25 protein-coding genes and 1 tRNA gene are annotated in these 23,935 nt (G+C 60.8%); 16 read left to right on the top strand and 10 right to left on the bottom strand.

All coding sequences use genetic code 11. The annotated features are described in order from the left end of the window. The first annotated feature begins 73 nt into the window (after positions 1-73). The 5 genes from xylF to PH552_RS15075 all read left to right on the top strand — a co-directional run bounded on the left by xylF (position 74) and on the right by PH552_RS15075 (position 4,302). Positions 74-1,114 (top strand): D-xylose ABC transporter substrate-binding protein, encoded by a 1,041-nt coding sequence (gene xylF / locus PH552_RS15095; RefSeq protein ID WP_112340579.1) that lies wholly within the window; start codon positions 74-76, stop codon positions 1,112-1,114. Positions 1,115-1,404: 290 nt separating this feature from the next. Then, positions 1,405-2,718 (top strand): sugar ABC transporter permease, encoded by a 1,314-nt coding sequence (locus PH552_RS15090; RefSeq protein WP_112340721.1) that lies wholly within the window; start codon positions 1,405-1,407, stop codon positions 2,716-2,718. 15 nt (positions 2,719-2,733) lie between these two features. Beyond that, positions 2,734-3,516 (top strand): ATP-binding cassette domain-containing protein, encoded by a 783-nt coding sequence (locus tag PH552_RS15085; RefSeq protein ID WP_112340578.1) that lies wholly within the window; start codon positions 2,734-2,736, stop codon positions 3,514-3,516. A gap of 162 nt (positions 3,517-3,678) precedes the next feature. After that, positions 3,679-3,755, top strand: a tRNA-Arg gene (locus PH552_RS15080). A 229-nt stretch (positions 3,756-3,984) separates the two neighbouring features. Beyond that, on the top strand, positions 3,985-4,302 hold the full coding sequence (locus PH552_RS15075) for a hypothetical protein (RefSeq protein WP_112340361.1): 318 nt from the start codon (positions 3,985-3,987) through the stop codon (positions 4,300-4,302). Between the two features lie 333 nt (positions 4,303-4,635). Here PH552_RS15075 and PH552_RS15070 read toward each other — a convergent pair whose 3' ends face one another. Together PH552_RS15070 and PH552_RS15065 are read right to left on the bottom strand one after the other, a co-directional pair. Further along, positions 4,636-4,947: a hypothetical protein gene (locus tag PH552_RS15070; protein WP_112340362.1), complete on the bottom strand. Its 312-nt coding sequence runs from the start codon at positions 4,945-4,947 to the stop codon at positions 4,636-4,638. Between the two features lie 288 nt (positions 4,948-5,235). Next, positions 5,236-6,336 (bottom strand): porin, encoded by a 1,101-nt coding sequence (locus PH552_RS15065; RefSeq protein ID WP_112340363.1) that lies wholly within the window; start codon positions 6,334-6,336, stop codon positions 5,236-5,238. Between the two features lie 370 nt (positions 6,337-6,706). Here PH552_RS15065 and PH552_RS15060 point away from each other — a divergent pair, with 370 nt between their 5' ends. After that, complete coding sequence (locus tag PH552_RS15060) at positions 6,707-7,168, top strand: cupin domain-containing protein (RefSeq protein ID WP_112340364.1); 462 nt, start codon at positions 6,707-6,709, stop codon at positions 7,166-7,168. Here the strand turns inward: PH552_RS15060 and PH552_RS15055 are convergent. Together PH552_RS15055 and PH552_RS15050 are read right to left on the bottom strand one after the other, a co-directional pair. Further along, the gene (locus PH552_RS15055; RefSeq protein WP_112340365.1) at positions 7,165-7,683 is read right to left on the bottom strand and encodes a GNAT family N-acetyltransferase; all 519 of its coding nucleotides are present in this window, start codon (positions 7,681-7,683) and stop codon (positions 7,165-7,167) included. The two genes, PH552_RS15060 and PH552_RS15055, sit on opposite strands and share 4 nt — an antisense overlap. Positions 7,684-7,702: 19 nt before the next feature. Next, positions 7,703-8,698 carry a LysR family transcriptional regulator gene (locus PH552_RS15050; RefSeq protein WP_112340366.1) on the bottom strand — a complete coding sequence of 332 codons (996 nt, stop codon included), beginning with the start codon at positions 8,696-8,698 and terminating at the stop codon, positions 7,703-7,705. 120 nt (positions 8,699-8,818) lie between these two features. Here PH552_RS15050 and PH552_RS15045 point away from each other — a divergent pair, with 120 nt between their 5' ends. After that, on the top strand, positions 8,819-10,219 hold the full coding sequence (locus PH552_RS15045) for an MFS transporter (RefSeq protein ID WP_112340367.1): 1,401 nt from the start codon (positions 8,819-8,821) through the stop codon (positions 10,217-10,219). A 32-nt stretch (positions 10,220-10,251) separates the two neighbouring features. Here the strand turns inward: PH552_RS15045 and PH552_RS15040 are convergent, their stop codons facing one another. Beyond that, complete coding sequence (locus PH552_RS15040; RefSeq protein WP_112340561.1) at positions 10,252-11,523, bottom strand: RNA polymerase sigma factor; 1,272 nt, start codon at positions 11,521-11,523, stop codon at positions 10,252-10,254. Positions 11,524-11,554: 31 nt separating this feature from the next. Next, positions 11,555-11,947: a YciI family protein gene (locus tag PH552_RS15035; protein ID WP_113250552.1), complete on the bottom strand. Its 393-nt coding sequence runs from the start codon at positions 11,945-11,947 to the stop codon at positions 11,555-11,557. A 353-nt stretch (positions 11,948-12,300) separates the two neighbouring features. On the opposite strand from PH552_RS15035, the gene PH552_RS15030 reads away from it, so the two are divergent. Then, the gene (locus tag PH552_RS15030) at positions 12,301-12,678 is read left to right on the top strand and encodes a VOC family protein (protein ID WP_112340370.1); all 378 of its coding nucleotides are present in this window, start codon (positions 12,301-12,303) and stop codon (positions 12,676-12,678) included. 214 nt (positions 12,679-12,892) lie between these two features. After that, the gene (locus PH552_RS15025; protein ID WP_112340371.1) at positions 12,893-13,660 is read left to right on the top strand and encodes a phosphatase PAP2 family protein; all 768 of its coding nucleotides are present in this window, start codon (positions 12,893-12,895) and stop codon (positions 13,658-13,660) included. An 11-nt stretch (positions 13,661-13,671) separates the two neighbouring features. On the opposite strand, the gene PH552_RS15020 is transcribed toward PH552_RS15025, so the two are convergent. Beyond that, positions 13,672-14,058: a response regulator transcription factor gene (locus PH552_RS15020; RefSeq protein WP_183762925.1), complete on the bottom strand. Its 387-nt coding sequence runs from the start codon at positions 14,056-14,058 to the stop codon at positions 13,672-13,674. A gap of 245 nt (positions 14,059-14,303) precedes the next feature. On the opposite strand from PH552_RS15020, the gene PH552_RS15015 reads away from it, so the two are divergent. Then, positions 14,304-15,965: a phosphoethanolamine transferase gene (locus PH552_RS15015; protein ID WP_112340373.1), complete on the top strand. Its 1,662-nt coding sequence runs from the start codon at positions 14,304-14,306 to the stop codon at positions 15,963-15,965. A 54-nt stretch (positions 15,966-16,019) separates the two neighbouring features. Here the strand turns inward: PH552_RS15015 and PH552_RS15010 are convergent, their stop codons facing one another. Further along, positions 16,020-16,397 carry a cupin domain-containing protein gene (locus PH552_RS15010; RefSeq protein ID WP_112340374.1) on the bottom strand — a complete coding sequence of 126 codons (378 nt, stop codon included), beginning with the start codon at positions 16,395-16,397 and terminating at the stop codon, positions 16,020-16,022. 213 nt (positions 16,398-16,610) lie between these two features. Here PH552_RS15010 and PH552_RS15005 point away from each other — a divergent pair, with 213 nt between their 5' ends. The 5 genes from PH552_RS15005 to PH552_RS14985 all read left to right on the top strand — a co-directional run bounded on the left by PH552_RS15005 (position 16,611) and on the right by PH552_RS14985 (position 20,488). Next, positions 16,611-17,648 carry an LLM class flavin-dependent oxidoreductase gene (locus PH552_RS15005; RefSeq protein ID WP_112340375.1) on the top strand — a complete coding sequence of 346 codons (1,038 nt, stop codon included), beginning with the start codon at positions 16,611-16,613 and terminating at the stop codon, positions 17,646-17,648. Between the two features lie 145 nt (positions 17,649-17,793). Next, a complete protein-coding gene (locus tag PH552_RS15000; RefSeq protein ID WP_112340376.1) occupies positions 17,794-18,693 on the top strand; it encodes a MurR/RpiR family transcriptional regulator in 900 nt (299 codons plus the stop codon). Positions 18,694-18,825: 132 nt separating this feature from the next. Continuing rightward, positions 18,826-19,572: a COG4280 domain-containing protein gene (locus PH552_RS14995; protein WP_112340377.1), complete on the top strand. Its 747-nt coding sequence runs from the start codon at positions 18,826-18,828 to the stop codon at positions 19,570-19,572. After that, complete coding sequence (locus tag PH552_RS14990; RefSeq protein ID WP_112340378.1) at positions 19,569-19,775, top strand: hypothetical protein; 207 nt, start codon at positions 19,569-19,571, stop codon at positions 19,773-19,775. The genes PH552_RS14995 and PH552_RS14990 overlap by 4 nt, the downstream gene beginning before the upstream one ends. 131 nt (positions 19,776-19,906) lie before the next feature. Further along, positions 19,907-20,488, top strand: a complete 582-nt coding sequence (locus PH552_RS14985) for a histidine phosphatase family protein (protein WP_112340379.1) — start codon at positions 19,907-19,909, stop codon at positions 20,486-20,488. A 90-nt stretch (positions 20,489-20,578) separates the two neighbouring features. Here PH552_RS14985 and PH552_RS14980 read toward each other — a convergent pair whose 3' ends face one another. Next, positions 20,579-21,514, bottom strand: a complete 936-nt coding sequence (locus tag PH552_RS14980) for a phytanoyl-CoA dioxygenase family protein (protein ID WP_112340380.1) — start codon at positions 21,512-21,514, stop codon at positions 20,579-20,581. Between the two features lie 134 nt (positions 21,515-21,648). Here PH552_RS14980 and PH552_RS14975 point away from each other — a divergent pair, with 134 nt between their 5' ends. Then, a complete protein-coding gene (locus tag PH552_RS14975) occupies positions 21,649-22,512 on the top strand; it encodes a helix-turn-helix domain-containing protein (RefSeq protein WP_112340381.1) in 864 nt (287 codons plus the stop codon). On the opposite strand, the gene pdxR is transcribed toward PH552_RS14975, so the two are convergent. Next, positions 22,502-23,926: a MocR-like pyridoxine biosynthesis transcription factor PdxR gene (pdxR, locus tag PH552_RS14970; protein WP_112340382.1), complete on the bottom strand. Its 1,425-nt coding sequence runs from the start codon at positions 23,924-23,926 to the stop codon at positions 22,502-22,504. The two genes, PH552_RS14975 and pdxR, sit on opposite strands and share 11 nt — an antisense overlap. Between the last annotated feature and the right edge of the window lie 9 nt (positions 23,927-23,935).

The following is a 23,935-nucleotide window of genomic DNA, read 5'->3' as shown; positions in this document are numbered from 1 at the left end:
TTCTTGTCAGCATTTTCGCCGCGGCCGACGGGAGTTCAGGATACGTGCGGTCGCATTCAATCGGGAGGATCACATGAAAGCTTTCATCAAGCTGGCTGCGGGCGCGGCCATCGTTTTGACCATGCAGACGGCCGCATTCGCCAAGGATCTCGTCGTCGGCGTTTCCTGGTCGAATTTCCAGGAAGAGCGTTGGAAGACCGATGAAGCAGCCATCAAGAAGGCGCTTGCAGCAGCCGGCGCCAAATATATTTCCGCCGACGCCCAATCGTCTGCTTCCAAGCAGCTGACTGATGTCGAGTCGCTGATTTCGCAGGGCGCCAATGCCCTCATCATCCTGGCGCAGGATTCCGACGCCATCGGCCCGGCCGTTGAGAAGGCTGCCGACGAAGGCATTCCGGTTGTCGGCTACGACCGCCTGATCGAAAATCCGGCCGCCTTCTACATCACCTTCGACAACAAGGAAGTGGGCCGCATGCAGGCTCGCGAAGTTCTGAAGGCAAAGCCGGAAGGCAACTATGTCTTCATCAAGGGCTCGTCGTCCGACCCGAATGCCGACTTCCTCTTCTCCGGCCAGATCGAAGTGCTGAAGTCCGCCATCGACGCCGGCAAGATCAAGAACGTCGGTGAAGCCTACACGGACGGCTGGCTGCCGCAGAACGCGCAGCGCAACATGGAGCAGTTCCTGACCGCCAACAACAACAAGGTTGATGCGGTCGTCGCCTCCAACGACGGCACCGCCGGCGGCGCTGTCGCAGCACTCGACGCCCAGGGCCTCGCCGGTTCCGTTCCGGTTTCCGGCCAGGACGCCGACAAGGCAGCTCTGAACCGCATCGCGCTCGGCACGCAGACCGTTTCGGTCTGGAAGGACTCGCGCGAACTCGGCAAGCGCGCTGCTGAAATCGCCATCGCTCTTGCCGGCGGCAAGACCCAGGACCAGATCGAAGGCGTCCAGACCTTCAACGGCGGCCCGAAGCACGTTGCGATGAAGTCGGTCTTCCTGACCCCGATCCCGATCACCAAGGACAACCTGAACGTCGTCATCGACGCCGGCTGGATCAGCAAGGCTGAAGCCTGCCAGGGCGTCAAGGCCGGCAGCGTCGCTGCCTGCAAGTAAGCATCTGGCTGACGGGTTGACCCGAAGATAATGCCGACGCCGCAAGGGGCTCTCCGTTGCGGCGTCGAATGCGGATAAGAGGCCCGCAACTCCACCCAGAATGGAGGGACAAGGCTTCCCGCATGTGTTGCGTCATCGCATATCCGATCGGCCTGCCGGATGGCGGTCGTGGAACCGGGAAACCCGGATGGGCGAGCGATGACGTCTATTGTGACCAGCGCGGATACTGCCCAGCGATCGAGAAAGAGCATTCGCTGGCCTGCGCCCAACAGTGGGAGAACGGCAAAGCGATGGCCGACCTGACGCATTCCACAACATCGAGCGGTCCGCGCAATGCAGAGGAAGGCGTCATCACGCGCTTCCTGCGTGCCACCGAAATCGATACCCGCCTGCTCGGCATGGTCGGCGCACTGCTGATCATCTGGATCGGCTTCGATCTTTATACCGGCGGTCTGTTCCTGACGCCCCGAAATCTCTGGAACCTTTCCGTCCAGACCTGTGAAATTGCGGTACTTGCCACCGGCATGGTGCTCGTCATCGTCACGCGCAACATCGATCTTTCCGTCGGCTCGCTGCTCGGTTTCGTCGCCATGGTCATGGGCGTCGTCCAGGCGAAATATCTGCCGGCCTATCTCGGCTTCGACAGCTCCTGGACCTGGGTCATCACGCTGCTCTGCGGCCTCGCCGTCGGCACGCTGCTCGGCACCTTCCAGGGTGTGATCATCGCTTTCTTCAATGTTCCCTCCTTCATCGTCACCCTTGGCGGCTTCCTCGCCTGGCGCGGCCTTGCCTGGTATGTCACCAGCGGCCAGACGGTTGCCCCGCTCGATGCCACCTTCCGCATCATGGGCGGCGGCGCTGAGGGCTCGATCGGTGCGACATGGAGCTGGATCCTCGGCGGGCTCGCCTGCCTGTTCATCGTTCTCGGCATCGTCGGCGGGCGCCACCAGCGCAAGCGCTTCAACTTCCCGCGCCGGCCGCTCTGGGCGGAATATTTCCTCGCCGTCCTCGGCTCAGCCCTCGTCCTTGTGACGATCTACGTCTTCAACATCTATTACTGGCCTGTCGGCATCGCGAAGAAATACGCGACCGAGCACAATATCCCCTGGCCGGAAACCGGGCTCGATATCCCCTACGGCATTGCCGTGCCCGTGCTGATCGCCGTCGGCATCGGCATTGTCATGACCTTCATCGCCACCCGCCTGCGCTTCGGCCGTTACGTCTTCGCGATCGGCGGTAATCCGGAAGCGGCAGAACTCGCCGGCATCAAGACCCGTTGGGTGACGGTACGCATCTTCGCGCTGATGGGCCTGCTTGCGGCGGTTGCCGCGGCTATCTCCACGGCCCGCCTCAACGCCGCCGCCAATTCGCAGGGCACGACCTACGAGCTTTTCACCATCGCTGCGGCCGTCATCGGCGGCACCTCGCTTGCCGGCGGCAGCGGCACGATCGCCGGCGCCATGCTCGGCGCCCTGGTCATGCAGTCGCTGCAATCGGGCATGGGGCTCGCCAATGTCGATACGCCGATCCAGAACGTCGTCGTCGGCGTCGTCCTGGTCATCGCCGTCTGGCTCGACATCGTCTACCGCTCGCGCGCCAAGTAAAAGGAATTCTGAACCATGACGGATCAAACCACTCCGCTTGTGGAAATGAAGAACATTTCCATCTCCTTCGGCGGTATCCACGCGGTCGACAATGCCTCGGTGGATCTCTACCCCGGCGAAGTCGTCGCACTTCTCGGCCATAACGGCGCCGGCAAATCGACGCTGATCAAGATTCTCTCCGGCGCCTACAAGCGCGACAGCGGCGATATCCTGATCAACGGCGAACCCGCCGATATCCGCACCCCGCGCGACGCCAAGAAATACGGCATCGAGACGATCTACCAGACGCTCGCCGTCGCCGACAATGTCGACGCCGCCGCCAACCTTTATCTCGGCCGCGAGCTGCAGACCCGCTGGGGAACGCTCGATGACGTCGCGATGGAGGCCAAGGCCCGCGAGGTCATGGGGCGCCTCAACCCCAACTTCAAACGCTTCAAGGAGCCGGTGAAGGCCCTTTCCGGCGGCCAGCGCCAGTCGGTCGCGATCGCCCGCGCCATCCTCTTCGATGCCCGCATCCTGATCATGGACGAGCCGACCGCGGCACTCGGCCCCCAGGAGACGGCGCAGGTCGGCGAGCTGATCAAGCAGCTGAAGAAGGAAGGCATCGGCATCTTCCTCATCAGCCACGACATCCACGATGTCTTCGACCTCGCCGACCGCGTCTCGGTCATGAAAAACGGTCAGGTCGTCGGCCACGCCCGCACCGAAGACGTCACCAAGGACGAAGTCCTTGGCATGATCATCCTCGGCAAGGTCCCCCCGAAGGCCACCCCCGGCCCCGGCGCGATGAAGGAATGAGCCGGAACGGCCGATGACACCAAGGCCGCGCGCCCAAAGCCCGCGGCCTTATCCCAACAAAACGCCCGATCTCACGCTTTCCTGAATTTTCCGCATTGAAGCCAAGCCTTTCCTGGGCTAAGAACCAGCCATCGGACAGGCGATTCAAACCGCCCAAGGCATGCACCCGTAGCTCAGCTGGATAGAGTGTTGGATTCCGATTCCAAAGGTCACAGGTTCGAATCCTGTCGGGTGCGCCAGATTCTTATGGTCGGCAACGATTGCATCAAGAAGATCCAAAGCAAGCGAAGCTGCTCAATTGGAATCGCCGTCCCGTATGTCTTCCGAGGATAAATGCCGGCAAGCGCCAGTCACCCCACCTTACCAAGGTTTAACCCAACGGACGTCCGGCGGTAATCTTCGGCACGCTATTGTCTGATCGTACTCAGCGGCCAAGCGCCGCTCCTATTGGACATAAGGATCAAGACTATGTGGACCACCATGCGTACGCTCGTTGCCACCGGTCTGGTCGCCTTGACAATTGCAGGCACGTCAATTGCCACCGCTTCCCAGGCTGAAGCTCACAACAATTTCGGCCGCGGCCTTGCCGCCGGCATCGCTGGCGCCGTCATCGGCGGGGCTCTGATTGCCGGTGCGACCGCGCCTCACGCCTATGCCGAGCCCATGTACGCCGGCCCCGCCTATGCACCCAGCTACTTACCGCCGGCAGCTTATTATCCCCAATGCCATGTGGTCTGGCACCAGAATGCTTGGGGCGATATGTACCGCACCCGCGTCTGCGATTGATAAGCCTCCACGCCCCGGCCTGATTTCAGCTCAGGTGGATGAAATAGATCGGCGTGGGGAGACCGGCCATTTTCCGGGTCGTCTTCCCATCCGGCAGCGATAAGCTTGTGATAGCTCAATGAGCGACGCGGCGAGCGCATAATGGAATTGCGGAAACCGGCCAAAGAGGCGGTTTCACAGCTTCAACACCACTACATCCGGTTGAGATGACAGAAATCAGATCGACAATGGGTGCCTGCCCTTTGCGGGGCAGTAATCAATTCAACCCGCCAGCCGGCGGCAAGCCCCCGCCGCGCCGGCATTCGCTTTATAAGAAAACGGCTTTTCCTCAACCTAATGGTTCTTGTTCGGCCCCTTGCCGGTCGCGAAGCTGCAGGTCTTGATCTTGCAGTTCGGATCGTCGCTGGTGGGCACGCTGGCGCTGGCCATGGCGCCTTGCCCCAGGCAAGCCATCGAATTCGAGACGGTCCGATGGTACATCATCAGGCCCGGATGGTGTGAGGGATATCGCAGCACGATCGACCCTTCCTGAGCCATCTTTTCATGCACGGCTGCGCAGGTCATCGACTTGGAATTATAGGCTGACATGGCCATCGCGTTCGTGGAGAACATTCCAACTGCGGCAAGTATCATGATCGTCTTCATGGGGCTTCCTTTGGTCGCGCCGAAGGGCGCTATCGAAAATGAGATAGTCGTTGATTAGCATTGGGTTTATGACAGCGAACCGACTTCCCTTTATCGGCTGTTTGACCACTGCCAAGGGTGACCGACGCCTGTCTGGATACGACTGCGCTGGAGGTCACTATGCGTCGCACGGTGCCGGTCGGCAGGATGCGGTGCGAACGGAGATTCAGAAATCGTCCGTCACGACAGATGGGGCCCGATACGAAGACCGGGCCTCATTTCTGTGAACGTCAGCCGAGACCAAAAGCCTCAGAAGGTTCGCTCGAAGCGGAGGATACCCGAAAAGCTATCATCGCTCGGCAGATCATAGTGAACATAGGTGAACTCCGGCTCGACGAGCAGGTTCTTCACCGGATTGAATTTGACGTTGGTGGTCGCTTCGAAGATCTTGGAATCGGTATAGGCGAGCTGCAGGTTCCACTTCAGCTTGTCGTTGATCGGAACGCCGACGCCGCCCCAGACTGCCCAGTCACCCCAGCCGCAATCTGCGCCGTGAACGACGCCGTCGGAAGTCGTGCAGGCCGAGACGTTCTGGTTCGAACCGGCATATTGGTTGAGCTTGTCGCCGTCGGTATTCCACCCGCCCATCAGGAAGGCAGAGAAAACGCCGAAATCGGCATCAACGCGCGCCTTGATGGCCCCCTCTTCGACGATGGAGTCATAACCGCCGACCACGCGAAACTGCCAGGCGCCGGCTTTATAGCCGAGACCGGCAACAACATTCGGAGCGTAATGATCGCTCTTGGAGAGCTGCCAGCTTCCGCCATAGGCGCTGGTCGTCGTTCCGGAGTTGCTGTCTTCGAGCGAGATGACGCCGGTGAAGCCCGTGCCGCTGTCGTAGTTGTAGGTGATCTGGTTCAGCTCGTACGGGCCGTCATAGATCACGTCGTCCTGGATCACGTCGCCGGCGTAACCGATGAACTGGTTGTACTGCGAGTCCGTCTTGCCCACGCTGAAGCCGCCGAGGTTGATGTAGGCCCACAGCAGGTTCGTGCCGGTGGAACCGCCGTCGTTCCAATCCCAGCGCACGATGGTTTCGGTCTTCAGCGGACCATATTCGGTATCGGTTGCGGTATTGAGGTTGAGCTCGGCGCGGGTATGCCACTTGGTGCCGAAGTTGCTGGCGCGATTGTACGGATCCTTCCACTGACCTTCGGTGCGAACCTTGCCGCCGACGCGCAAGCAGGTCTCCGTGCCGGGAATGAAGAAGTAGCCCGCACCGAACGCGTCGCAGATACGGACATATTCCAGCGGCTCCGGTTCGGCGGCAACGATGGCATCGGCAGCATGTGCGCCGGATACGATGCAGAGGGCAGCGGCAGAACCGATAAGCAAACTCTTGATGTTCATGGTAACTCCATCCGTCGAATGAACTTGCGCGATGGACGAACCTGGGGGTCGCTCGACATCAAGTTCCAGTGCCTAATTCGAAGCACAAGCCTCACTTCGATTAGTAAGCTGCATTTACTATTTTCCCGTGACAAGGATTTAACTAGGCCCTCAACATATGTGACAGCACCCAGATATGGCATGTTGCTCAAACAACGCATATGTGTATGAACGATGACAACCGGGTGACAACTAGATGACAACACAGACAGTTAAACCCCGTTTGCCATGCTCCACCGAGATACATTGCTGGACTGGTGGCGACGAATTTTGGTAGACTCTTCTGCAGAGACAGCACATCCATCCACGGCAAATCGCAGGCAGGATCATCATGCCGAAGATCGATATTGCAGCCATACCCGAAGTCAAAGGCACGCGTTATCCCGCCCCATTCAATGACCCCTGCGCCGAGCGCATACGCCAGCGGCTGGGCGATGCCGGCGGCCTCATGGATTTCGGCGTCAACCTGATGCGGCTGCCGCCGGGGAACTGGTCGAGCCAGCGGCACTGGCATTCCGAGGAGGATGAATTCGTCTATATACTGGAGGGCGAACTGACGCTGATCGAGGATGATGGTGAAACCATCTTACGCGCCGGCGATTGTGCCGCCTTTCCGAAAGGTTCGGGCAACGGCCATCACATGATCAACAAATCGGCTACGACGGCTGTTTATCTTGAGGCCGGCACGCGCTCGCCCACGGATCTAATTACCTGTTCGGATGTCGACATGATGAGCTCCAGCACCGATGGACGCTTCGTGCACAAGGACGGCATGCCCTATCCGGACGGCTAAGTCGGCTCGTCGATATCAGCCGCAGCCAGCCGATGGGAAAGCAGATGGGTCGGCGCACCATGCAGCATGACTTCACGCTCGAAATGGAATCCACATTTTTCCAGCACGCGCAGGGAGGCCAGATTGACGGGGCGTACAAGCCCGATAACGCGCTTCGCCTGCAGATCGTTATGGGCGAAAGCCAGCGCCTCCCTCACCAGCTCGGTCGCATAGCCGTTTCCCCAATGATCAGGATGCAGATGATAGGAGAGATTGAGCCCCTCGAATTCGGTGGAAACGGTAACGCCCCCGAACCCGATCAGCCGCCCTTCCGTTTCGATCGCCCAACGCCCGAATCCATGCAGCCGCCAATGTGCCCGGTCACGGGCCAGGCGCCGGGCACTCTCTTTGGGAGAATCCGGCCTCGGATCCGGCCGATGGACGACCATTTCCGGCCGCAAGAACAGGGCCGTCAGAAAGTCGATATCCCCCTCCTCCGGCATCCGCAGGGAAAGGCGCGAGGTACGACGGATCATGGCGCCTCCGCTCGAAGGGTCAAACAGCTTCCGCGAGTTCAGGCGGATCGTAGCAGCAGGCATCCGTGGAAACACCCATGCGGCACCCGCTCGCCTCGAGCGCTTTCTTAACGACATCAACGAAAAGGCGGCGGAACCATACCGAGCGGCTGTCGGCCTGATCGACGCGGCGATAGAGCATCGTCACCGGATCAGCCGGCAGCTCGAAAGGCGGCTCCGAAATCGTAAGATCATGCAGTTGCGCCATGCAGCGGGCAATCGCCTCGGGAACCGTCGCAATGGCGGGAATGGCTTGTAGCGTCGTCGGCAGGGCCGAAAAGCGGGGAACGGTCGCCACCACTTGCCGGCGATGGCCGAGGCGCGCGAGAGCGACATCGACACTGGTGGATATGGAGCCTTCAAGCGAAACAGTCACATGCGGCGCGCTGGCAAAATGCTTGAGGCTCAGCGGCGCCGCGCATTTGAGATGCCGGCCATCATAGATGCAGAGCGAAGCCTGTTCGAACAGCGGCGCGCGAACATGCCAGGAAGCGGGCTCATCATGCACGGAGATACTGAATTCGAAGGCGCCCTCGTCCAGCAGCCGCACGGCATCACGCCGGTCGAAGGCAACGCTGGTCAGCCGGGCATTCGGCGCGAGCTGGCGCAGCCGCGCCGCCAGCGGCCCGAAGAAGGATGATTCGAGATTGTCGCAGAGTCCGACGCGGAATTCCCCCTGCCAACTTCCCGGATCGAAGGCCGCCGGCGGGCGGATGGCACGCTCGATACCGGAAAGCGCATCCTCGATCGCCGGCGCGATAGACAGCGCCCGCGGCGTGGGCTGCAAGCCGCGCCCGACGCGCACGAACAATTCGTCATCCAGCGTCTCGCGCAGGCGGCGCAGCGCCGCAGAAAGCCCGGGCTGGCCGAGCAGCAGCCGCTCGGCCGCACGGCTCACATTCCGCTCCTGCATCAGCACGGAGAAGGCGAGCAGCAGATTGAGATCGATCTTTCGAAGCGTGGCATCATTCATCATTATCAGTAATACCTGACATGGTTACTATCAATTTGCAATAGGGTTTGAAGGTGTACATTTTCTCGTTCCCTGCCGTTTTCAACCTCCCAAGAGGCGGCAGCCTAGAAAGGAACGATCCCGATGACTTCTTCCCAAACCCGAAGCGGGGCCGGATTGGCGTTGCTGCTGCTATGCGCCGCCAATTTCCTGGACGCCATGGACGTATCCACCATTGGAGTGGCGCTGCCCGCAATCCAGACAGAATTAGGTATGAAAGCCACCTCGCTGCAATGGGCCGTCAGCGCCTATGTGCTCGGCTATGGCGGCTTTCTGTTGCTTGGCGGCCGCGTTGCCGACCTTTTCGGCCACCGCCGCGTCTTCCTCTGGTCGCTTGCCGTCTTTGCCGCCGCCAGCATTGCCGGCGGGTTCGTCGATAGCGCTCCGACCCTGATCGCCGCCCGTCTGATCAAGGGCATCGCCGCCGCCTTCACGGCCCCTGCCGCGCTTGCCCTCCTGCTCTCCGTCTTCGGAGAAGGCAACGCCCGCGCCAAGGCGCTCGGCGTCTTCTCCTCCACCGGTGCCGCCGGTTTCGTGCTCGGCATGGTGCTCGGCGGTGCGGCGACTATCATCAGCTGGCGTGCGACCCTGGTCATGGGGGCTCCCATCGCCATCCTCGCGCTGATCGTCGCGCCGCTCGTCCTGCCCGCCGATCACAAGAGAAGCGGCGTGCGACCTCCCTTCGATTGGGCCGGCGCATTGACGATTACACCCGGCCTTCTGCTTTTCGTCTTCGGCGTCACCAATGCCGCCGCCGATGGCTGGCAGGCATTTGCAACCTGGGGTTCTCTGGTGGCAGCGCTCGTTCTGATCCTGCTTTTCCTGGTCGTCGAGTCCCGCCACCGGGATCCGATGGTGCCGCTCGCCATGTTCCGGCGTGCCAAGCTCAGCCATGCCAATGCCATTGCCGCGCTGTACCAGGGAGCCTATGTCGGCTTCCAGTTCATCGCGACACTCTATTATCAGACCGTCATCGGCTGGTCGGCCTTTGCCACGGGTTTTGCTTTCGCCATCGGCGGGACCTGCGTCATGTTCCTCGCGCCACGCTTCGCCACGATCGGCCAGAGCCGCGGAACGACGCTCCTGATGACCTTCGGCGTGGGATTGCAGGCCATCAGCTATCTTTTCTGGGTGCTGTCGGCCGGCCAGATCGATACGATCGTGCTCGTTATCGTCTCGCAGCTGTTGCTCGGTATCGGCTATGCCATGACCTATCCGTCAATCCAGGTCGCGGCCCTGTCCGAAGTCGGCGAGGATGAATCCGGCCTGGCGTCGGGCATGCTGTTTGCCTCCTTCCAGATCGGCGGCGGCATTATCCTGGCAGCGGCCTCGGCCGTCTTCAGCGCTGCACCGAGCTTCGGCTGGAATCCCTACATTGCCGGCATCGGTTTCGTGACGATCCTCGCGGCTGCCATCACGCTGCTTGCCGCCATCGGCCCGCGCTCATCCGCCGCGAGAGCCGCAAATTATCAGGCTGCAGAATAGCTTGAAACAAGCTGATCCGCCTCCCGGGCGGATCAGCTCTTCTCCGCGTCGGCGGCTTCGGCGGCGCGGCGCAGCAGCAGGTCACGCTCCCTTTGATTTTCAGCGATCGTGGCTGCCGTTTCGAAGGCCAGCCGCGCTTCGCCGTATCGACCAAGCTTATAAAGAAGATCGCCGCGAACGCTCGGCAGAAGATGATAGCCCTTCAGCGCCGGCTCGTCGCGAAGACGTTCAATGATCTCCAATGCCGTTTCGGGACCTTCGACCATGCCGACGGCAACCGCGCGATTGAGCTCGACGATCGGCGAACGCGTGAGTTCGGCAAGCTCTGCGTAAAGATCAGCGATCAGCCTCCAGTCGGTTTCATCCGATGTCCTCGCCCTCGCATGGCATGCGATGATCGCGGCTTGCAAAGCATAAAGGCCGTCGGCGCCCCTAAGCTGCTCTACTCGCCTCAGCGCTTTCAAGCCGCGCCGAATCTGCAGGCGATCCCAGCGGGCGCGATTCTGCTCGAGCAAAAGTATCGGGTTGCCGTCGGCGTCCGTCCGGGCCGCTACGCGGGATGCATTCAGTTCCATCAGGGCCAGTAACGCATGCGCCTCCGGCTCCAGCGGGGCGACGGAGGTCAACACCCTGCCCAGCCGCAGTGCCTCATTGCACAATTGCAGCCGAAGCCAGTTCTCGCCGCGTGCGGCCGTGTAGCCTTCGTTGAAGATCAGATAGACAACCTCCAGCACCGAGGCCAGGCGCTCCGACAATTCCTCGCCGTGCGGCGTCTCGTAGGAAAGCCCCGATTCCGATAACGTCTTCTTGGCGCGGACGATGCGCTGGGCGATCGTCGCTTCAGACACCAGAAAAGCCCTTGCGATCTCTTCCGTCGTCAGGCCGCAGATCATCCGCAAGGCCAGCGCCACGCGTGCCTCGCGCGAAATCAGCGGATGGCACGCCGTGAAGATCAGGCGCAGCATTTCGTCGCCGATATCATCGTCGAGAAGGGTATCTAGATCAGGCATGATCCGCTCGTCCTCCTCCATCTCCCGAACGATCAACTCGTGCTTCTGGTCAAGCATCCGGCGGCGGCGCAAATGATCGAGCGCCCGGCGCCTGGCGGTAGTCATCAGCCAAGCGCCAGGGCGTTCGGGGATGCCCGTTTCCGGCCATCGCTCCAGAGCCACGATCAGTGCTTCTTGAGTGAGATCCTCGGCCAGCGGTACGTCGCGCAGCAATCGCGCCAGGCTGGTGATCAGCCGTGGCTGTTCGATCCGCCAGACGGCCAGAATCGCCCGATGGGTGCCGGCGGGCGTCACGGCCACCCGCCCCGATGACAGGCCGAAATCATCATGCCCTTGCTTCGGCGCGAGGATCGCATACCCCCTCCGCGCCCGGCTCGAAATAGGCACGCACTTCACATGTGCCTTCCCAGCCGGGCATGAAATCCTTGTGCAGCTGCATGAACTCGACCGCGAGCGCCACGGCCTCCTCCTTGCTTTGCAGCTCGAAGATCGCATAGCCGCCGACGATCTCCTTGGCCTCGACGAAGGGGCCGTCGATCACGCTCAGCTTGCGATCCTTGATGGTGACGCGGGCTCCGGTCGCAAGCGGCATCAGCCCGGCCGTGTCGAGCATGCGGCCGGCCTTGATCTCCCGATCGGCCAGCTTGCCCATGGCCTCGGCAAGTTCCGGCGTCGGAGCCATGTGATGGGAAGAGGTGACGATAGACATGAAACGCATGGAAAAAATCCTCCGGAAGCGAGACACCGGCACCATTGCCGCTTAACAAGCCCGCTCATATTGACGACGAAGCAGTCATTCGCAAATCGACAATCGTTTCAAAAAAATCAGCTTACGGCCGGGCGCCGACAAATCCATGTCCGGCGCCGCGCAGTTCATCAAGATCGACAGCGCCCAGACGATTCGCGATTGGAAATTTGGATCGAACGATCCGATAACCCGTCGCTTCGCTTTGTTGACTTCCCATCACCATTGCAAGATGGTGAGACCCAATTGAACCTGCGGGCTTCGAAAGCTGGCATCTTCCAGGGGCGGCTTCGCAATACTCCGCAGACAACACGGAGCGGGTTTTCATGTTCGACCACATCTCGATCGGCGTCAAAGATCTGGCGCGGGCAAAGGCGTTCTACGATGCTGCATTGGCACCGCTTGGCTATGAACGTCTGACCAATTTCGACGGCACGGTCGGATATGGGGCGGAACGCGCCCAGTTCTGGGTCAGCGAGGTGGAGCGCCCCGTGCCCGCCGACCGTGGCTCCGGCCTGCATTTCTGTTTCATCGCCCCGAGCCAGGCTGCCGTCGATGCCTTCTATGCCGCAGGCATCGCCAGTGGCGGCGAAGACAACGGCAAGCCGGGCATCCGACCGGACTACAGCCAGTTCTACTATGCCGCCTTCGTCATCGATCCCGATGGCTATCGGCTGGAAGCCTATTTTCAGACGGGCGAATAGAGCGCAACCAAGGGCAACGTCGAGATCTGTTCGACCGGTCAGGATCGACCTGACCGGCATTGGTCGTGCCGTTCGATTTTCTTAAGCATTTGATCTTTCAGGCTGCTGTCAGGCTTCTGTCGTAGTGGACACTCGATAGTGGCCGCCTCAGCTTTTTTTGCAAACCCGGGCGGGCGCTCTTTTGAACTTGTTCAGACCGTGGCCGGCGTTCCCGATGTTCGATAATTCCATTGCCTATACAAAACGAACGGTCCCGGTAAGCAGATCCTTCGTCGCATTTCTGGCGCTCTTCACGCTCTGGTGGGTGCTGCTGTTCGTCTTCTATCATTTCCCCGCTATCGATCTCCTCGTCGCCAGGAGCGTCTTCACCGCGGCGCCTTGCGCGTCGATCACGCTAGCCGGCAAAGTGTGTGGCGCCTTTGCACTCGCCAAGAATCCTCTTCTCGAGATCGTGCGGGCTGTGACGCTTGCCCTGCCCTACATCGCCGCTGTCACCCTGGTTGCGAGTTTGATTTCATCCTGGCGCAAACATGGCGCTCGATGGCGCACGCCGATAACGGATCGATATGTCGCCGCATTGATATCGCTGACCATCGGCTGCGGCCTCATCGTGAACACCTTGCTTAAAAGCTATTCCGGCAGGCCGCGGCCGCGCAGCACCGATCTCTTCGGCGGTTCGCTCGACTTCGTCCAGGCAGGATCGTTTGCCGGTAAGTGCCTTGGAAATTGCTCCTTCGTTTCCGGAGAAGCGTCGTCCGGCGGCTGGCTGCTCTGCCTCATATTGCTGCTGCCGCCACATCTGCGCCTCCGGCTCGGGCTTCCGCTCGCGATCATCTCGATCATGATGCCGGTCCTGCGGGTAATAACCGGGGCGCACTACCTGTCGGATGCCGTTCTGGGCTGGCTCATGTCGTTGGTGGTCTTTGCCGCTGCCCTGGCCGTGATCGACGTCCTGCGGCTGGCAAGGTCAGCCCAATCCTGAAAAGCCGCGACTCAGCTGACATTGCGGATGCGCTTCAAGCTGCCGCGCGAGGCTGCCTTCCGCACACGGACCGCCATCTCGGCGAGCGCAAAGGGCTTCACCAGATAATCCACGGCGCCGATGCTCATGGCGGTCATCTGGTCCGAGAGCTGATCATAGGCAGACATGACGACGACCGGCGTCGTATCGCCGCGCGCTTTCATGAGCCTCAGCATGTCGAGGCCGCTTCCATCCGGCAATCGAAGGTCGAGAAGAACCACATCATGCCTACTCGACGCGGCCGCGGCCGTTGCGGATTCGAGAGTGATCGACCAGTCGACCGACCAGCCGTCCGCATGCAGATGATCCTGCACGGCATTGCCTATAGCCGGATTGTCTTCGATCAATAAGAGCCGCACGATTGCTCCCCGTTGCAAGCGGGCAGCTATGATGCCTATTTCTGACGGCGACCTGAACTCAAAGCGGGAGGCTGACAAAAAGCGAAGATAATCCGAACAGGGCTCGAAACAGCACTGCACAACGGTCCGTCATTCAGGTAAATGTCAGTATTGATCACCATGGTGGCCAACTTTGGCAGCCAAAACGCACCCTGCGGTAGTGGGCACTTCCGCCCCAACCGCCAGCAGATGCGCGGAGAAGACTATTGACCAATAGAAACGCCACGCCGGACCGGCAAAAATTCAGGCCGGCCATCGGCAGTGTCACGCTTTGCTTCATAGCCGCTTTATATGTACTTCTTGTGACAAACCGGATGTTTTGGACCAAGGCATACGGCTATTTTATCGCTGAACCCGCCGCCTTCGCCGCCTTCGTAATCGGCATTTCCGCTGCCATCCTGGCGCTCTTCACGCTCTTTTCCGCCAAATACCTCACGAAGCCGGCCCTGATCTTCTTCGTGCTGGTGGCATCGGTCTCTTCCTGGTTCAACGATCAGTTCGGCGTCATCATCGACAAGGAAATGATCCGCAATGCCGCAGTGTCGACCGGAGCGGAAAGCGGACACCTGATCACGGTGCGCTTCGTGACCTATGTCCTGCTGACGGGCGTCTTACCTTCGCTGGTCATCATGTGGATCCGGATCGTCCATCGTCCCATCCTCAAGAAGCTTGCCTACAATACCGCCGTCATTCTCGCCTGCTCGGCGATCTTCGTCGTTGCCGGCACCAGCTTCTACAAGACCTATGCCGGCGTCGGCCGCGCTCATCGCGACCTGATGGATACACTTAATCCGGTCATCCCGATCACCAGCGCTGTGCGCTACGCAATCGATGCCCAAAAGAACGCCAACGTCGTCGCGCAGCCGCTGGGTACGGATGCCCGCAGGGTCGGCGCGGTCGATAACGGCAAACCGCGCGTCACGATCATCGTTGCCGGCGAAACCGCGCGCGCGCAGAACTTCTCGCTCGGCGGCTACGCCAAGATGACCAATCCGGAACTGGCAAAGCGCGATGTCGTCTACTTCCCCAATACCAGCAGCTGCGGGACGGCGACGGCAACCTCCATACCCTGCCTGTTCTCGGTCTACACGCGTGGGCAATACACCCACCGTAAGGGGCTTGAGACGGAGAACCTGCTCGATGTCCTGACCCATGCCAAGGTGGATGTAACCTGGCTGGATAATGACACCGGCAGCTACAACGTCACCGATCGCGTCTCCTATACCTACCTGCCGCCCTCTGCCGATCCGCGCTTCTGCAAGGACGGCGAATGCAGGGACGAAATCCTCGTAGATAAGATCGACGGCTGGCTGGACAAGGTGAAGGGCGACAGCGTGCTGGTGCTGCACCAGCTCGGCAGCCACGGCCCGGCCTACTATCAGCGCTACCCGGAAGAATTCCGCCGGTTCCAGCCGGATTGCCGCTCCAATGACTTCAGCTCCTGTTCCCAGGAGGAAATCACCAATGCCTATGACAATACGATTCTCTACACGGATCACATCGTCGCCATGGTGATCGACAAGCTGAAGCAGCGCTCGAACTCGGTGTCCGGCTCCGTGCTCTATTTCTCCGATCATGGCGAGTCGCTCGGCGAAAACGGCATCTATCTGCACGGCACGCCCTATATCATCGCCCCTTCACAGCAGACGCATGTGCCGATGCTGGTATGGATGGCTGACGATCTCGCTAAGGCCGCCGGCTTCGACATGGCCTGCCTTGCCAAGCAGGCCGCCGAGGGCACCTACTCTCACGACAACATCTTCCACAGCGTTCTCGGCATGATGGACGTCTCGACGAAGGTCTATGATCCGAAGCTGGATGTTTTCGCGGCCTGCCGTACGCCGTCGAACAAGCTGGCGCTCAACTGATGGACTGGTCAATGTCCGGCAGCCCTTGACGGGCTGCCGGACCATCGGGATCGGTTAAAGCCGCTTGGGCGCGCGGATCGTCCGCTCGTTTTCGACATTGCCGGTATTGAGCGTCGTATTGCGCTCGAACAACACGACCTCGCAGGTCGGCTCGGCGACCGGACAGTGCTCCACCCCATGCGGAACGATGATGTATTCGCCAGGGCCAAGGACGATGTCGCCGCCGTTTTCCTCGCGCAGCTTCATGCGCAGCGTGCCCTTGACGACCAAGAACAGCTCATCCTCTTCTTCATGATGATGCCAATGGAAAGCGCCATCCAGCTTCACGAGCTTGACCTGGAAATCGTTGATGTCGCCGCCGACGCGCGGGCTCCAAGTCTCATCGAAGGCTGCAAAGGCTTTGGTAAGGTTCACCTTTTTCAGTGCGACCATGTGTTTCTCCTTGATTCAACCGCGCTCACTTCGGAGCTAATATTGGCGTGAGTACCACCGATCGCAACGCCGGCACTGCCGAATATCGCCGGTTGCCATCGGCATATCGAATTCTTCGAAGATTTCAGCCGAAACTTTCCGGGTAGTGGATGGTCGGGAGCGACACTACATGCTGTCTCAACATTATCATTTCGACACATGACAGGAAAAATCATGACGACAAACAACGTCGAATTCGGCCTGGATACTTTCGGCGACGTGACCTTCGACGATAAGGGCGCGCCGTTGCCGCATGCGCAGGTCCTGCGCAATGTCGTCGAGGAAGGCGTCCTTGCCGACCAGCTTGGAATAGACTTTTTCGGCATCGGCGAGCATCACCGTGAGGATTTTGCGGTCTCCTCGCCCGAAACGATCCTGGCCGCCATCGCCAGCCGTACATCGAAAATCCATCTGGGATCGGCCGTCACCGTGCTGAGCTCGGACGACCCGATCCGCGTGTTCCAGCGCTTCTCCAGCCTGAACGCGGTTTCGAACGGCCGCGCCGAAGTCATTCTCGGTCGTGGCTCGTTTACGGAGTCCTTCCCCCTGTTCGGCTTCGAGCTGTCGCAATACGAGCAGCTCTTCGAGGAAAAGCTCGATCTGTTCGCGGCCTTGCTCAAGAATGAGCCGGTGAACTGGCAGGGCAGCATCCGCCCGCCGCTGCGCAATCAAAAGGTTTTCCCGACCATCGAGAGCGGCCAGCTGAAGACCTGGATCGGCGTCGGCGGCAGCCCGGAATCGGTGGTGCGTGCCGCTCACTACGATCTGCCGCTGATGCTGGCGATCATCGGCGGCAGCCCCTATCGCTTCCAGCCCTATGTCGATCTCTACCACCGCGCCTTCGAACAGCTCGGCAAGCCCGTCAAGCCGATCGGCATCCACTCGCCCGGCTATATCGCCGAGACGGATGAACAGGCACGCGAGGAGCTGTGGCCCTGCTTCAAGGCGATGCGCGACCGCATCGGCCGCGAGCGCGGCTGGCCGCCCATGACGCGCGCGGAATTCGACAACGAGATCGAAAAGGGTTCGCTCTATGTCGGCTCGCCGGAAACGGTCGCCGCCAAGCTCGCCCCGGTCGTCAAGACGCTCGGCATCAGCCGCTTCCAGCTGAAATACAGCGCCGGCGCACTCGGCCATGACAAGATGCTGCGTTGTATCGAACTCTACGGCCAGAAGGTGATCCCGGCGGTGCGAGCCGCTTTGGCGGAATAGCCATAGCCAACTCTCCCGCCGACCTTTAACGCGATCAAAAGGGCGCTTTGCGATACAGCGAAGCGCCCTTTATTTGTGCTGTCATTCTTTTGCAGCAAATGCTACAGATAATCCAATTGGTAGCATTCACTACAGAAGATGTCCGATGGCAGAAGCGACGCAGAAACCTCGCACTTTCGAAGACCGCGTTCTCGATGTGATCGAGACCCTCGCACCCTCAGAGCAACGTATCGCGCGTTTCTTCGTAGATCAGAAGCAGGCCGCACTGTTGAATTCGGCCGCCCAGATCGCGCAGCTCGCCGGCACCAGCGACGCGACGGTCGTCCGCACCGCCCGCGCCCTCGGTTTCGAAAGTCTGTCGACGCTGCGGGCCGCTCTGCTTGAGGAACTGACCGGAGCGCCATCCCCCGGAACGCGGATGCAGCGCACGCTGGCTGAAACGGGCAGCCAGGCCAGCGATGTGCTTCACCATGTCATCAGCATACACGAACAGGCTTTGGAGGTTCTGCGGCGCGAGGAATTCGCCGCAAGCTTCGAACGCTGCGTCGACAGTCTCGCCAAGGCAGCCCGACGTCATGTCTTCGGCATCGGGCCTTCGGGCGCGATAGCGGATTATACCAGCCTGCAGTTCAATCGCATCGGCCTGCCGAGCAGCGCGCTCTCGGCATCTGGCATAGCGCTTGCGGATCGCCTGCTTGGGATTAGCAAAGGCGACGTCGTGCTTGTCATGGCCTATGCGCCGCTCTATCGCGAGGTCGAGGTGCTGCTGGAATACGCCGGCAAGCATGGCGCTCCGATCATCCTGATCAGCGACGATCTCGGCTTACAGATTGCCGACAAGGTGACTGAAGTCCTGCCTGTGCCGCGTGGCAACGCCGGCCACCTCGCCATGCATGCCGGCACGCTGGTGCTGATCGAATCTCTGATCGTGGCGCTAGCCGCGAAGGGCAAGGATGCTGCCATCGACCGCCTCGATCAGCTCAGCCAGCTGCGCGGTGCGCTCGATAAATCATGGAGCAAACGCGGCACGAGGAAACGCAAGTGAACCACGCCAAAGTGCAGCGCGCACGCGATATCGGCATTTGGCCAAGCCTCGGCTCATCCAAGACATGAAGAACCATCGTCCGGCAAATACCGTTCGCATTCAACGCCTTAATCGTCATTCGGGAATCAGTTCATGAACAGCCTCACGCCCATTCTCTCCACCGTGACGGCATCTTTCCTCGGCTCATTTGTCGAAGTCGTGGAAGCCTTCACCATCGTCCTTGCCGTCGGCGTCACACGAAGCTGGCGCCCGGCCCTCACGGGTGCCGCGCTCGCCCTTGCAGTGCTGGCTGCCCTCGTCCTCGTCTTCGGACCGCTGCTGGCGCTGATACCGATCGAGATGTTGCAATTCGTCGTCGGCGTTCTGCTGATCCTTTTCGGCATGCGCTGGCTGCGCAAAGCCATACTTCGCTCCCTCGGCGTCATCGCCCTGCACGACGAGGAAGCAGCCTTCTCCAAGGAGACGGCAGCATTACAGGCGCAGTCCACAGATCGCCGCGCCGATTATCTCGCCGGCCTTGCCGCCTTCAAGGCAGTGCTGCTCGAAGGTGTCGAAGTGGTCTTCATCGTCATCGCCGTCGGCGGCGCGCATGGCCTGACACTCTATGCCGGCCTCGGCGCGCTTGCCGCTTTCGTGCTCGTCATGCTGATCGGATTGCTGGTGCATCGCCCGCTCGCCACCGTGCCGGAAAACACCCTCAAATTCGTCGTCGGCCTCATGCTGACAAGCTTCGGCATCTTCTGGACCGGTGAAGGCATCGGTGCGCACTGGCCGGGCGAGGATTTCGCCCTGATCGCCATCTTCGCGATCGTCTCGCTCGCCTCCTACGCCATCATCCGCGGCCTGCGCGGCAACCCAGCAACAAAGGCAGCCCAATGACCATCCTGCGCATCGCTCTCTCCGAACTTATCGGCATGTTCATCGACGACGGCAGCCTTGCCACGCTCTGCCTTATCCTCATTCTCCTTATTGCCGGAGCGGTGGAAATCCTCGCCTTTCCACCACTCGCGGGTGGCCTTCTCTTGCTGGTCGGCTGCCTCACCATCCTGTTCTACAGCGTCCGCCGCGCCGTGAAACGATGAGATTCACAATCCTCTGCAAGAGCTTGGATTTGCAGAAGGTTGTCGGGTCAGCTGCCAATCCGCTTTAGCTCTCGACAGACGCTTTCGCAGATGCGAAGAATTTCGCACGGCAAATGCAAAGGAGAAACGGCATGAGCAGCGCCTATCCCGAAGTCTATCTGGTACGCCATGGACAGACGGAGTGGAGCCTTTCCGGCCGGCACACCGGCCGGACCGATATTCCGCTCACCGCTGCCGGCGAAGAGGCCGCCCGCAAGGTCGCCGGTCGCCTGCCTGCCATCGATTTCGCCGCCGTCTGGTCGAGTCCATCGCAGCGGGCGCAAAATACCTGCACACTGGCCGGTTTCGGCGACCGTCGCGTCGTCAAGGACGATCTGGCGGAGTGGGATTACGGCGCCTATGAGGGCATCACCACCAAGGCGATCCTTGCCGAACGTCCCGGCTGGCAAGTCTTCCGCGACGGCTGCCCGAATGGCGAATCTGCCGCCGATGTCGGCGCGCGTGCCGACCGCATCATCGGCGAACTTCGCGGCATTGCCGGCTCCGTCCTGATCTTTTCCAGCGCCCATTTCCTGCGCGTCTTCGCTGCCCGCTGGGTTGGCCTGCCGCCGGGGGGCGGTGCGCATCTGGTCCTCGACACCACGAGCATCAGCGTGCTCGGCTACGAGCATGACCTGACCGAGCCGGTCATCCGCCGCTGGAACGAAATCTGACGGACCCGCGCCTGCCCGCCAAATCTCCACAAACGCTTCGAGCGGCCCAAGGCCGCTCGAAGCTTTTTTCAAGAACCCGGTCTCTGTCGTTTACCAGGCCTTGAGACCCAGCAGCTTCTCGCCGAGCGGCGTCAGTTTGGCCGTCGTCGCATTGTGCTTTTCCCATTCGCGGGGGTCGCCCGGAAAGGCGTCGCGCTTCGGGGAGTCCAATTCCCGCCACAGACGAATGCGCTCCTCGCGCTCGGCGATATTGTCGTATTCCGCCGGATGCATGGAGATATATTGCGCCATGCGAACGCGGTTGTCCGAATGGTTGGGACGGACGCCGTGCGCCAGCAGCGAGTTGAAGATCATCAGGTCGCCGGGCTCCATGTCGATATTGACGACCGAGAGACCCGCCATGTCGGGATGCATGGGATCGCGATCCGCGGGCTGCGTCTTTTCCCATTCCTCGAAATGCTCGAAGAGCTGCGGCACGCACTGAAATCCGCCGACATCGCCATCCTGCTTCTTCAGGCTCAGAACACCCTGCACGCCGATCGGCAGGGGCCGGATCGAAGTATCGACATCCCAGTGGATGAAGCCGTTCGGATTGCCCTTCACCTTCTTCGGCGGGTTGAGATTGGCGCGATCGATCGTGACCCAGAGATCCTCGCGATCCCAGATATCGACGAAGACATCGTAAATCCGCTTTTCCATGCGGTTATCCCAGAGATACTGGTGATTATAGATCTCCAGCATGCCGGTATTGTTGAGTTCCTTCATCTTGTGCTCGCGCCGCTGCGGCGCATACCAGGTGGAAGGGTCGTTCGGGTCCTTCTCGTCAAAACGCCACAAGAGCTCGACAAGCCGCTCGACATTGACAGCAGGCACAGCCTGCCGCACGATCACATAACCCCTAGTGATCCAATGCTGCCAATCGTCCTTCGACAGCACTCTGAGCGGCAAAATCTTCCGAATATCCTTCAGTTGCGTCGTGACCGCTGACGCGGTCGGGTGAGCGTCTCGTTTCAAGGCAGGCTGCATCGGTCTCCTCCATCTCGCTGACCCTTTTGTTCTCGGGTTACGGAAGAAGTTGTAGCTCCAACAGGAGTTTCGATGTTGCCCGGCTCTGGCCACTTCTGATACTATTCTGGCTTGTCATCTATTACGGACGCTCCATGAGGCCCTATCTTGAAGTTCTGCCTCGTTCACCGGAAGCATCGTGGAGCATGCTGAACCGCCGGCTCGACGACTGCATTCCATTCCAATGGCACCACCATCCGGAATTCGAGCTGACGCTGACGCTGAATTCCATCGGTCAGCGTTTCATCGGCGATCACAGTGGCGACTATGGTGACGGCGACCTCGTTCTCGTCGGCCCCAATCTGCCGCACAGTTGGGTTTCGCATGCCAAGATCAAGGAAGAAAAGCCGCATATTGCCTTGGTGCTCTGGTTCAATCGCGACTGGCTTTTGCAGATGACGGGCGGCGCCGTCGAATTCCGGTCGATCGAAGCCATGCTGCGGCGTGGAGACAACGGCCTGCACTTTTCCGAGGCGACCTCCGCCGCCGTCCGCCCTGCCTTCGAAACCATTTTCGAAAAGCCGGCTGTCGAGCGCCTTCTGGCTTTGCTCGGCATTCTGGTGAAAGTCGCGGAAGACCGTCAGGCGACGCCGCTCGCCAGCGCGCCGGCGCAGGCTCCGGATCTCAAGGAAAGCCGTGAGCGCATCGACCGTGTGTTGACGCATATGCATCTTCACTATGCCCGCGCGATCAGCCTCGATGAACTGGCCGACATTGCGGCGCTTAGCGTCTCCGGCCTGCACCGCATGTTTCGCCGCCATACCGGCGGGACGATATCGGACTATCTCATGCGCATGCGCATCGGCGATGCCTGCGCCCGCCTCTCCTCCACCGGCCAGGCGGTCCACCATATCAGCGATGCCGTCGGCTATGCCTCGCTTGCCAATTTCAACAGGCAGTTCAGGGCACTCAAGGGCATGACGCCACGCGAATATCGGGCGATGTTTCTCAGGCGCTGACCGGCACTGCTTCGAGCAGTCTTGCAATCCTCGCCGCCGCCGCATCCGCTGCGTGCGCCTCCATGCGGGCGATGCCGAGCAACAGTCCGGGCTGCGCAGCACCCAGGTACAGCGCAGAGATGGGCCGAACCGCGAAACCATTGGCGTTGATTACACGCGCTACGGCGACATCATCGGTCTTTCCGTCGCGGAACCAGCTTGCCAGCTGCAACCCGCCGCCGCCCGCTCCGATCTCCAGCCAAGCGCAGCAATAGCGATCGAGTGCCGATACGGTCGCCGCCATGCGCTCGGCATAAATGGCGTTCATCTGCCTCAGATGTGCACGGAACCGCCCCTCGCGCATGAAATCGGCGAGGGCCGCCTGGATATGGATCGGTACGACGGTGCCTCTGAGCCGCTGCGCCGCCTCGGTCGCCGCCACCAACCGGGACGGCACGACGGCGTATGCGACACGCAGGCCGGGCGCGAGCGTCTTCGAGAAGGTGCCGACATAGGCAACGACTTCGCTGCGATCGATACCCTGCAAGGCGGCGATTGGACGCGACGCATACTGGAACTCGCTGTCGTAATCGTCTTCCAGCACGATCGCACCATTGGCCCGGGCGAATTCGAGCAAGGCGAGACGGCGCGGTAGACTCATAGTGGCGCCGGTCGGATATTGATGCGAAGGCGTAGCATAGATCAGCCGCGGCGGTGGCCCTGCACCTCGCGCAATATCGATACCCTCTGCATCGCAAGGTACCGGCACGAGACTGGCGCCGGCCATCCGCAGGATCGCTTGCGCGCTGGCATAGCCCGGGTCTTCCATCCAGACGATGTCGCCCGGATGATCGGGCTGAAGCAACACGCTCGCGAGCAACCCGATCGCGGCACCGGTCGACGGGACGATCACCACCTGTTCGGGCCGGGCGATCACGCCCCGCGTTGCAGCGATATGATCGAGGATGGCTTCGCGCAGTTCGCGGATACCACCGTGATCACTATAGCCAAGGTCGTGTACCCGCAAAGAGCGGCCCCTGGCCCCGAGATAACGCGCCCAGACTGCGTGGGGAAAGGCTGACACATCCGGCACACCCGGCTCGAACAATCCTCCGGTTTTGAATTCGGTAACGCGCGGCTGGTTCGGCAGTGGCGCAGCGGCTTGCCCTGACAATGGTGCCGATGGAAAGGCTGCGACGCGCGTTGCAGCACCGGGTGCCGATTGCAGATAGCCCTCCGCTTTTAGACGATCATAGGCATTGACGACGGTCGAACGCGCAATGCTGAGCGAGAGCGCCATTACCCGCGTCGACGGCACACGCTGTCCTGCCGGCATTTGCCCATGCAGAATACGGTCGCGCATCAGGCGATAGACTTGCCCCTCCAGGTCACCCGAATTCCGGTCGAGTGCCGGCCATTGCGCCACCGATGCCACGGAACCTCA

It is taken from the genome of Rhizobium aureum, from assembly GCF_030182495.1.
GTDB classification, from domain to species: Bacteria; Pseudomonadota; Alphaproteobacteria; order Rhizobiales; family Rhizobiaceae; genus Rhizobium; species Rhizobium tropici_C.
The sequence above is the reverse complement of the archived record's forward strand: the minus strand, read 5'-3'. Positions and strand labels throughout refer to the sequence as shown.

Coding starts and splice junctions, on each gene's coding strand:
- xylF (WP_112340579.1), top strand. CDS start 74: ATGAAAGCTTTCATCAAGCTGGCTGCGGGCGCGGCCATCGTTTTGACC.
- PH552_RS15090 (WP_112340721.1), top strand. CDS start 1,405: ATGGCCGACCTGACGCATTCCACAACATCGAGCGGTCCGCGCAATGCA.
- PH552_RS15085 (WP_112340578.1), top strand. CDS start 2,734: ATGACGGATCAAACCACTCCGCTTGTGGAAATGAAGAACATTTCCATC.
- PH552_RS15075 (WP_112340361.1), top strand. CDS start 3,985: ATGTGGACCACCATGCGTACGCTCGTTGCCACCGGTCTGGTCGCCTTG.
- PH552_RS15070 (WP_112340362.1), bottom strand. CDS start 4,947: ATGAAGACGATCATGATACTTGCCGCAGTTGGAATGTTCTCCACGAAC.
- PH552_RS15065 (WP_112340363.1), bottom strand. CDS start 6,336: ATGAACATCAAGAGTTTGCTTATCGGTTCTGCCGCTGCCCTCTGCATC.
- PH552_RS15060 (WP_112340364.1), top strand. CDS start 6,707: ATGCCGAAGATCGATATTGCAGCCATACCCGAAGTCAAAGGCACGCGT.
- PH552_RS15055 (WP_112340365.1), bottom strand. CDS start 7,683: ATGATCCGTCGTACCTCGCGCCTTTCCCTGCGGATGCCGGAGGAGGGG.
- PH552_RS15050 (WP_112340366.1), bottom strand. CDS start 8,698: ATGATGAATGATGCCACGCTTCGAAAGATCGATCTCAATCTGCTGCTC.
- PH552_RS15045 (WP_112340367.1), top strand. CDS start 8,819: ATGACTTCTTCCCAAACCCGAAGCGGGGCCGGATTGGCGTTGCTGCTG.
- PH552_RS15035 (WP_113250552.1), bottom strand. CDS start 11,947: ATGCGTTTCATGTCTATCGTCACCTCTTCCCATCACATGGCTCCGACG.
- PH552_RS15030 (WP_112340370.1), top strand. CDS start 12,301: ATGTTCGACCACATCTCGATCGGCGTCAAAGATCTGGCGCGGGCAAAG.
- PH552_RS15025 (WP_112340371.1), top strand. CDS start 12,893: ATGTTCGATAATTCCATTGCCTATACAAAACGAACGGTCCCGGTAAGC.
- PH552_RS15010 (WP_112340374.1), bottom strand. CDS start 16,397: ATGGTCGCACTGAAAAAGGTGAACCTTACCAAAGCCTTTGCAGCCTTC.
- PH552_RS15005 (WP_112340375.1), top strand. CDS start 16,611: ATGACGACAAACAACGTCGAATTCGGCCTGGATACTTTCGGCGACGTG.
- PH552_RS15000 (WP_112340376.1), top strand. CDS start 17,794: ATGGCAGAAGCGACGCAGAAACCTCGCACTTTCGAAGACCGCGTTCTC.
- PH552_RS14995 (WP_112340377.1), top strand. CDS start 18,826: ATGAACAGCCTCACGCCCATTCTCTCCACCGTGACGGCATCTTTCCTC.
- PH552_RS14990 (WP_112340378.1), top strand. CDS start 19,569: ATGACCATCCTGCGCATCGCTCTCTCCGAACTTATCGGCATGTTCATC.
- PH552_RS14985 (WP_112340379.1), top strand. CDS start 19,907: ATGAGCAGCGCCTATCCCGAAGTCTATCTGGTACGCCATGGACAGACG.
- PH552_RS14980 (WP_112340380.1), bottom strand. CDS start 21,514: ATGCAGCCTGCCTTGAAACGAGACGCTCACCCGACCGCGTCAGCGGTC.
- PH552_RS14975 (WP_112340381.1), top strand. CDS start 21,649: ATGAGGCCCTATCTTGAAGTTCTGCCTCGTTCACCGGAAGCATCGTGG.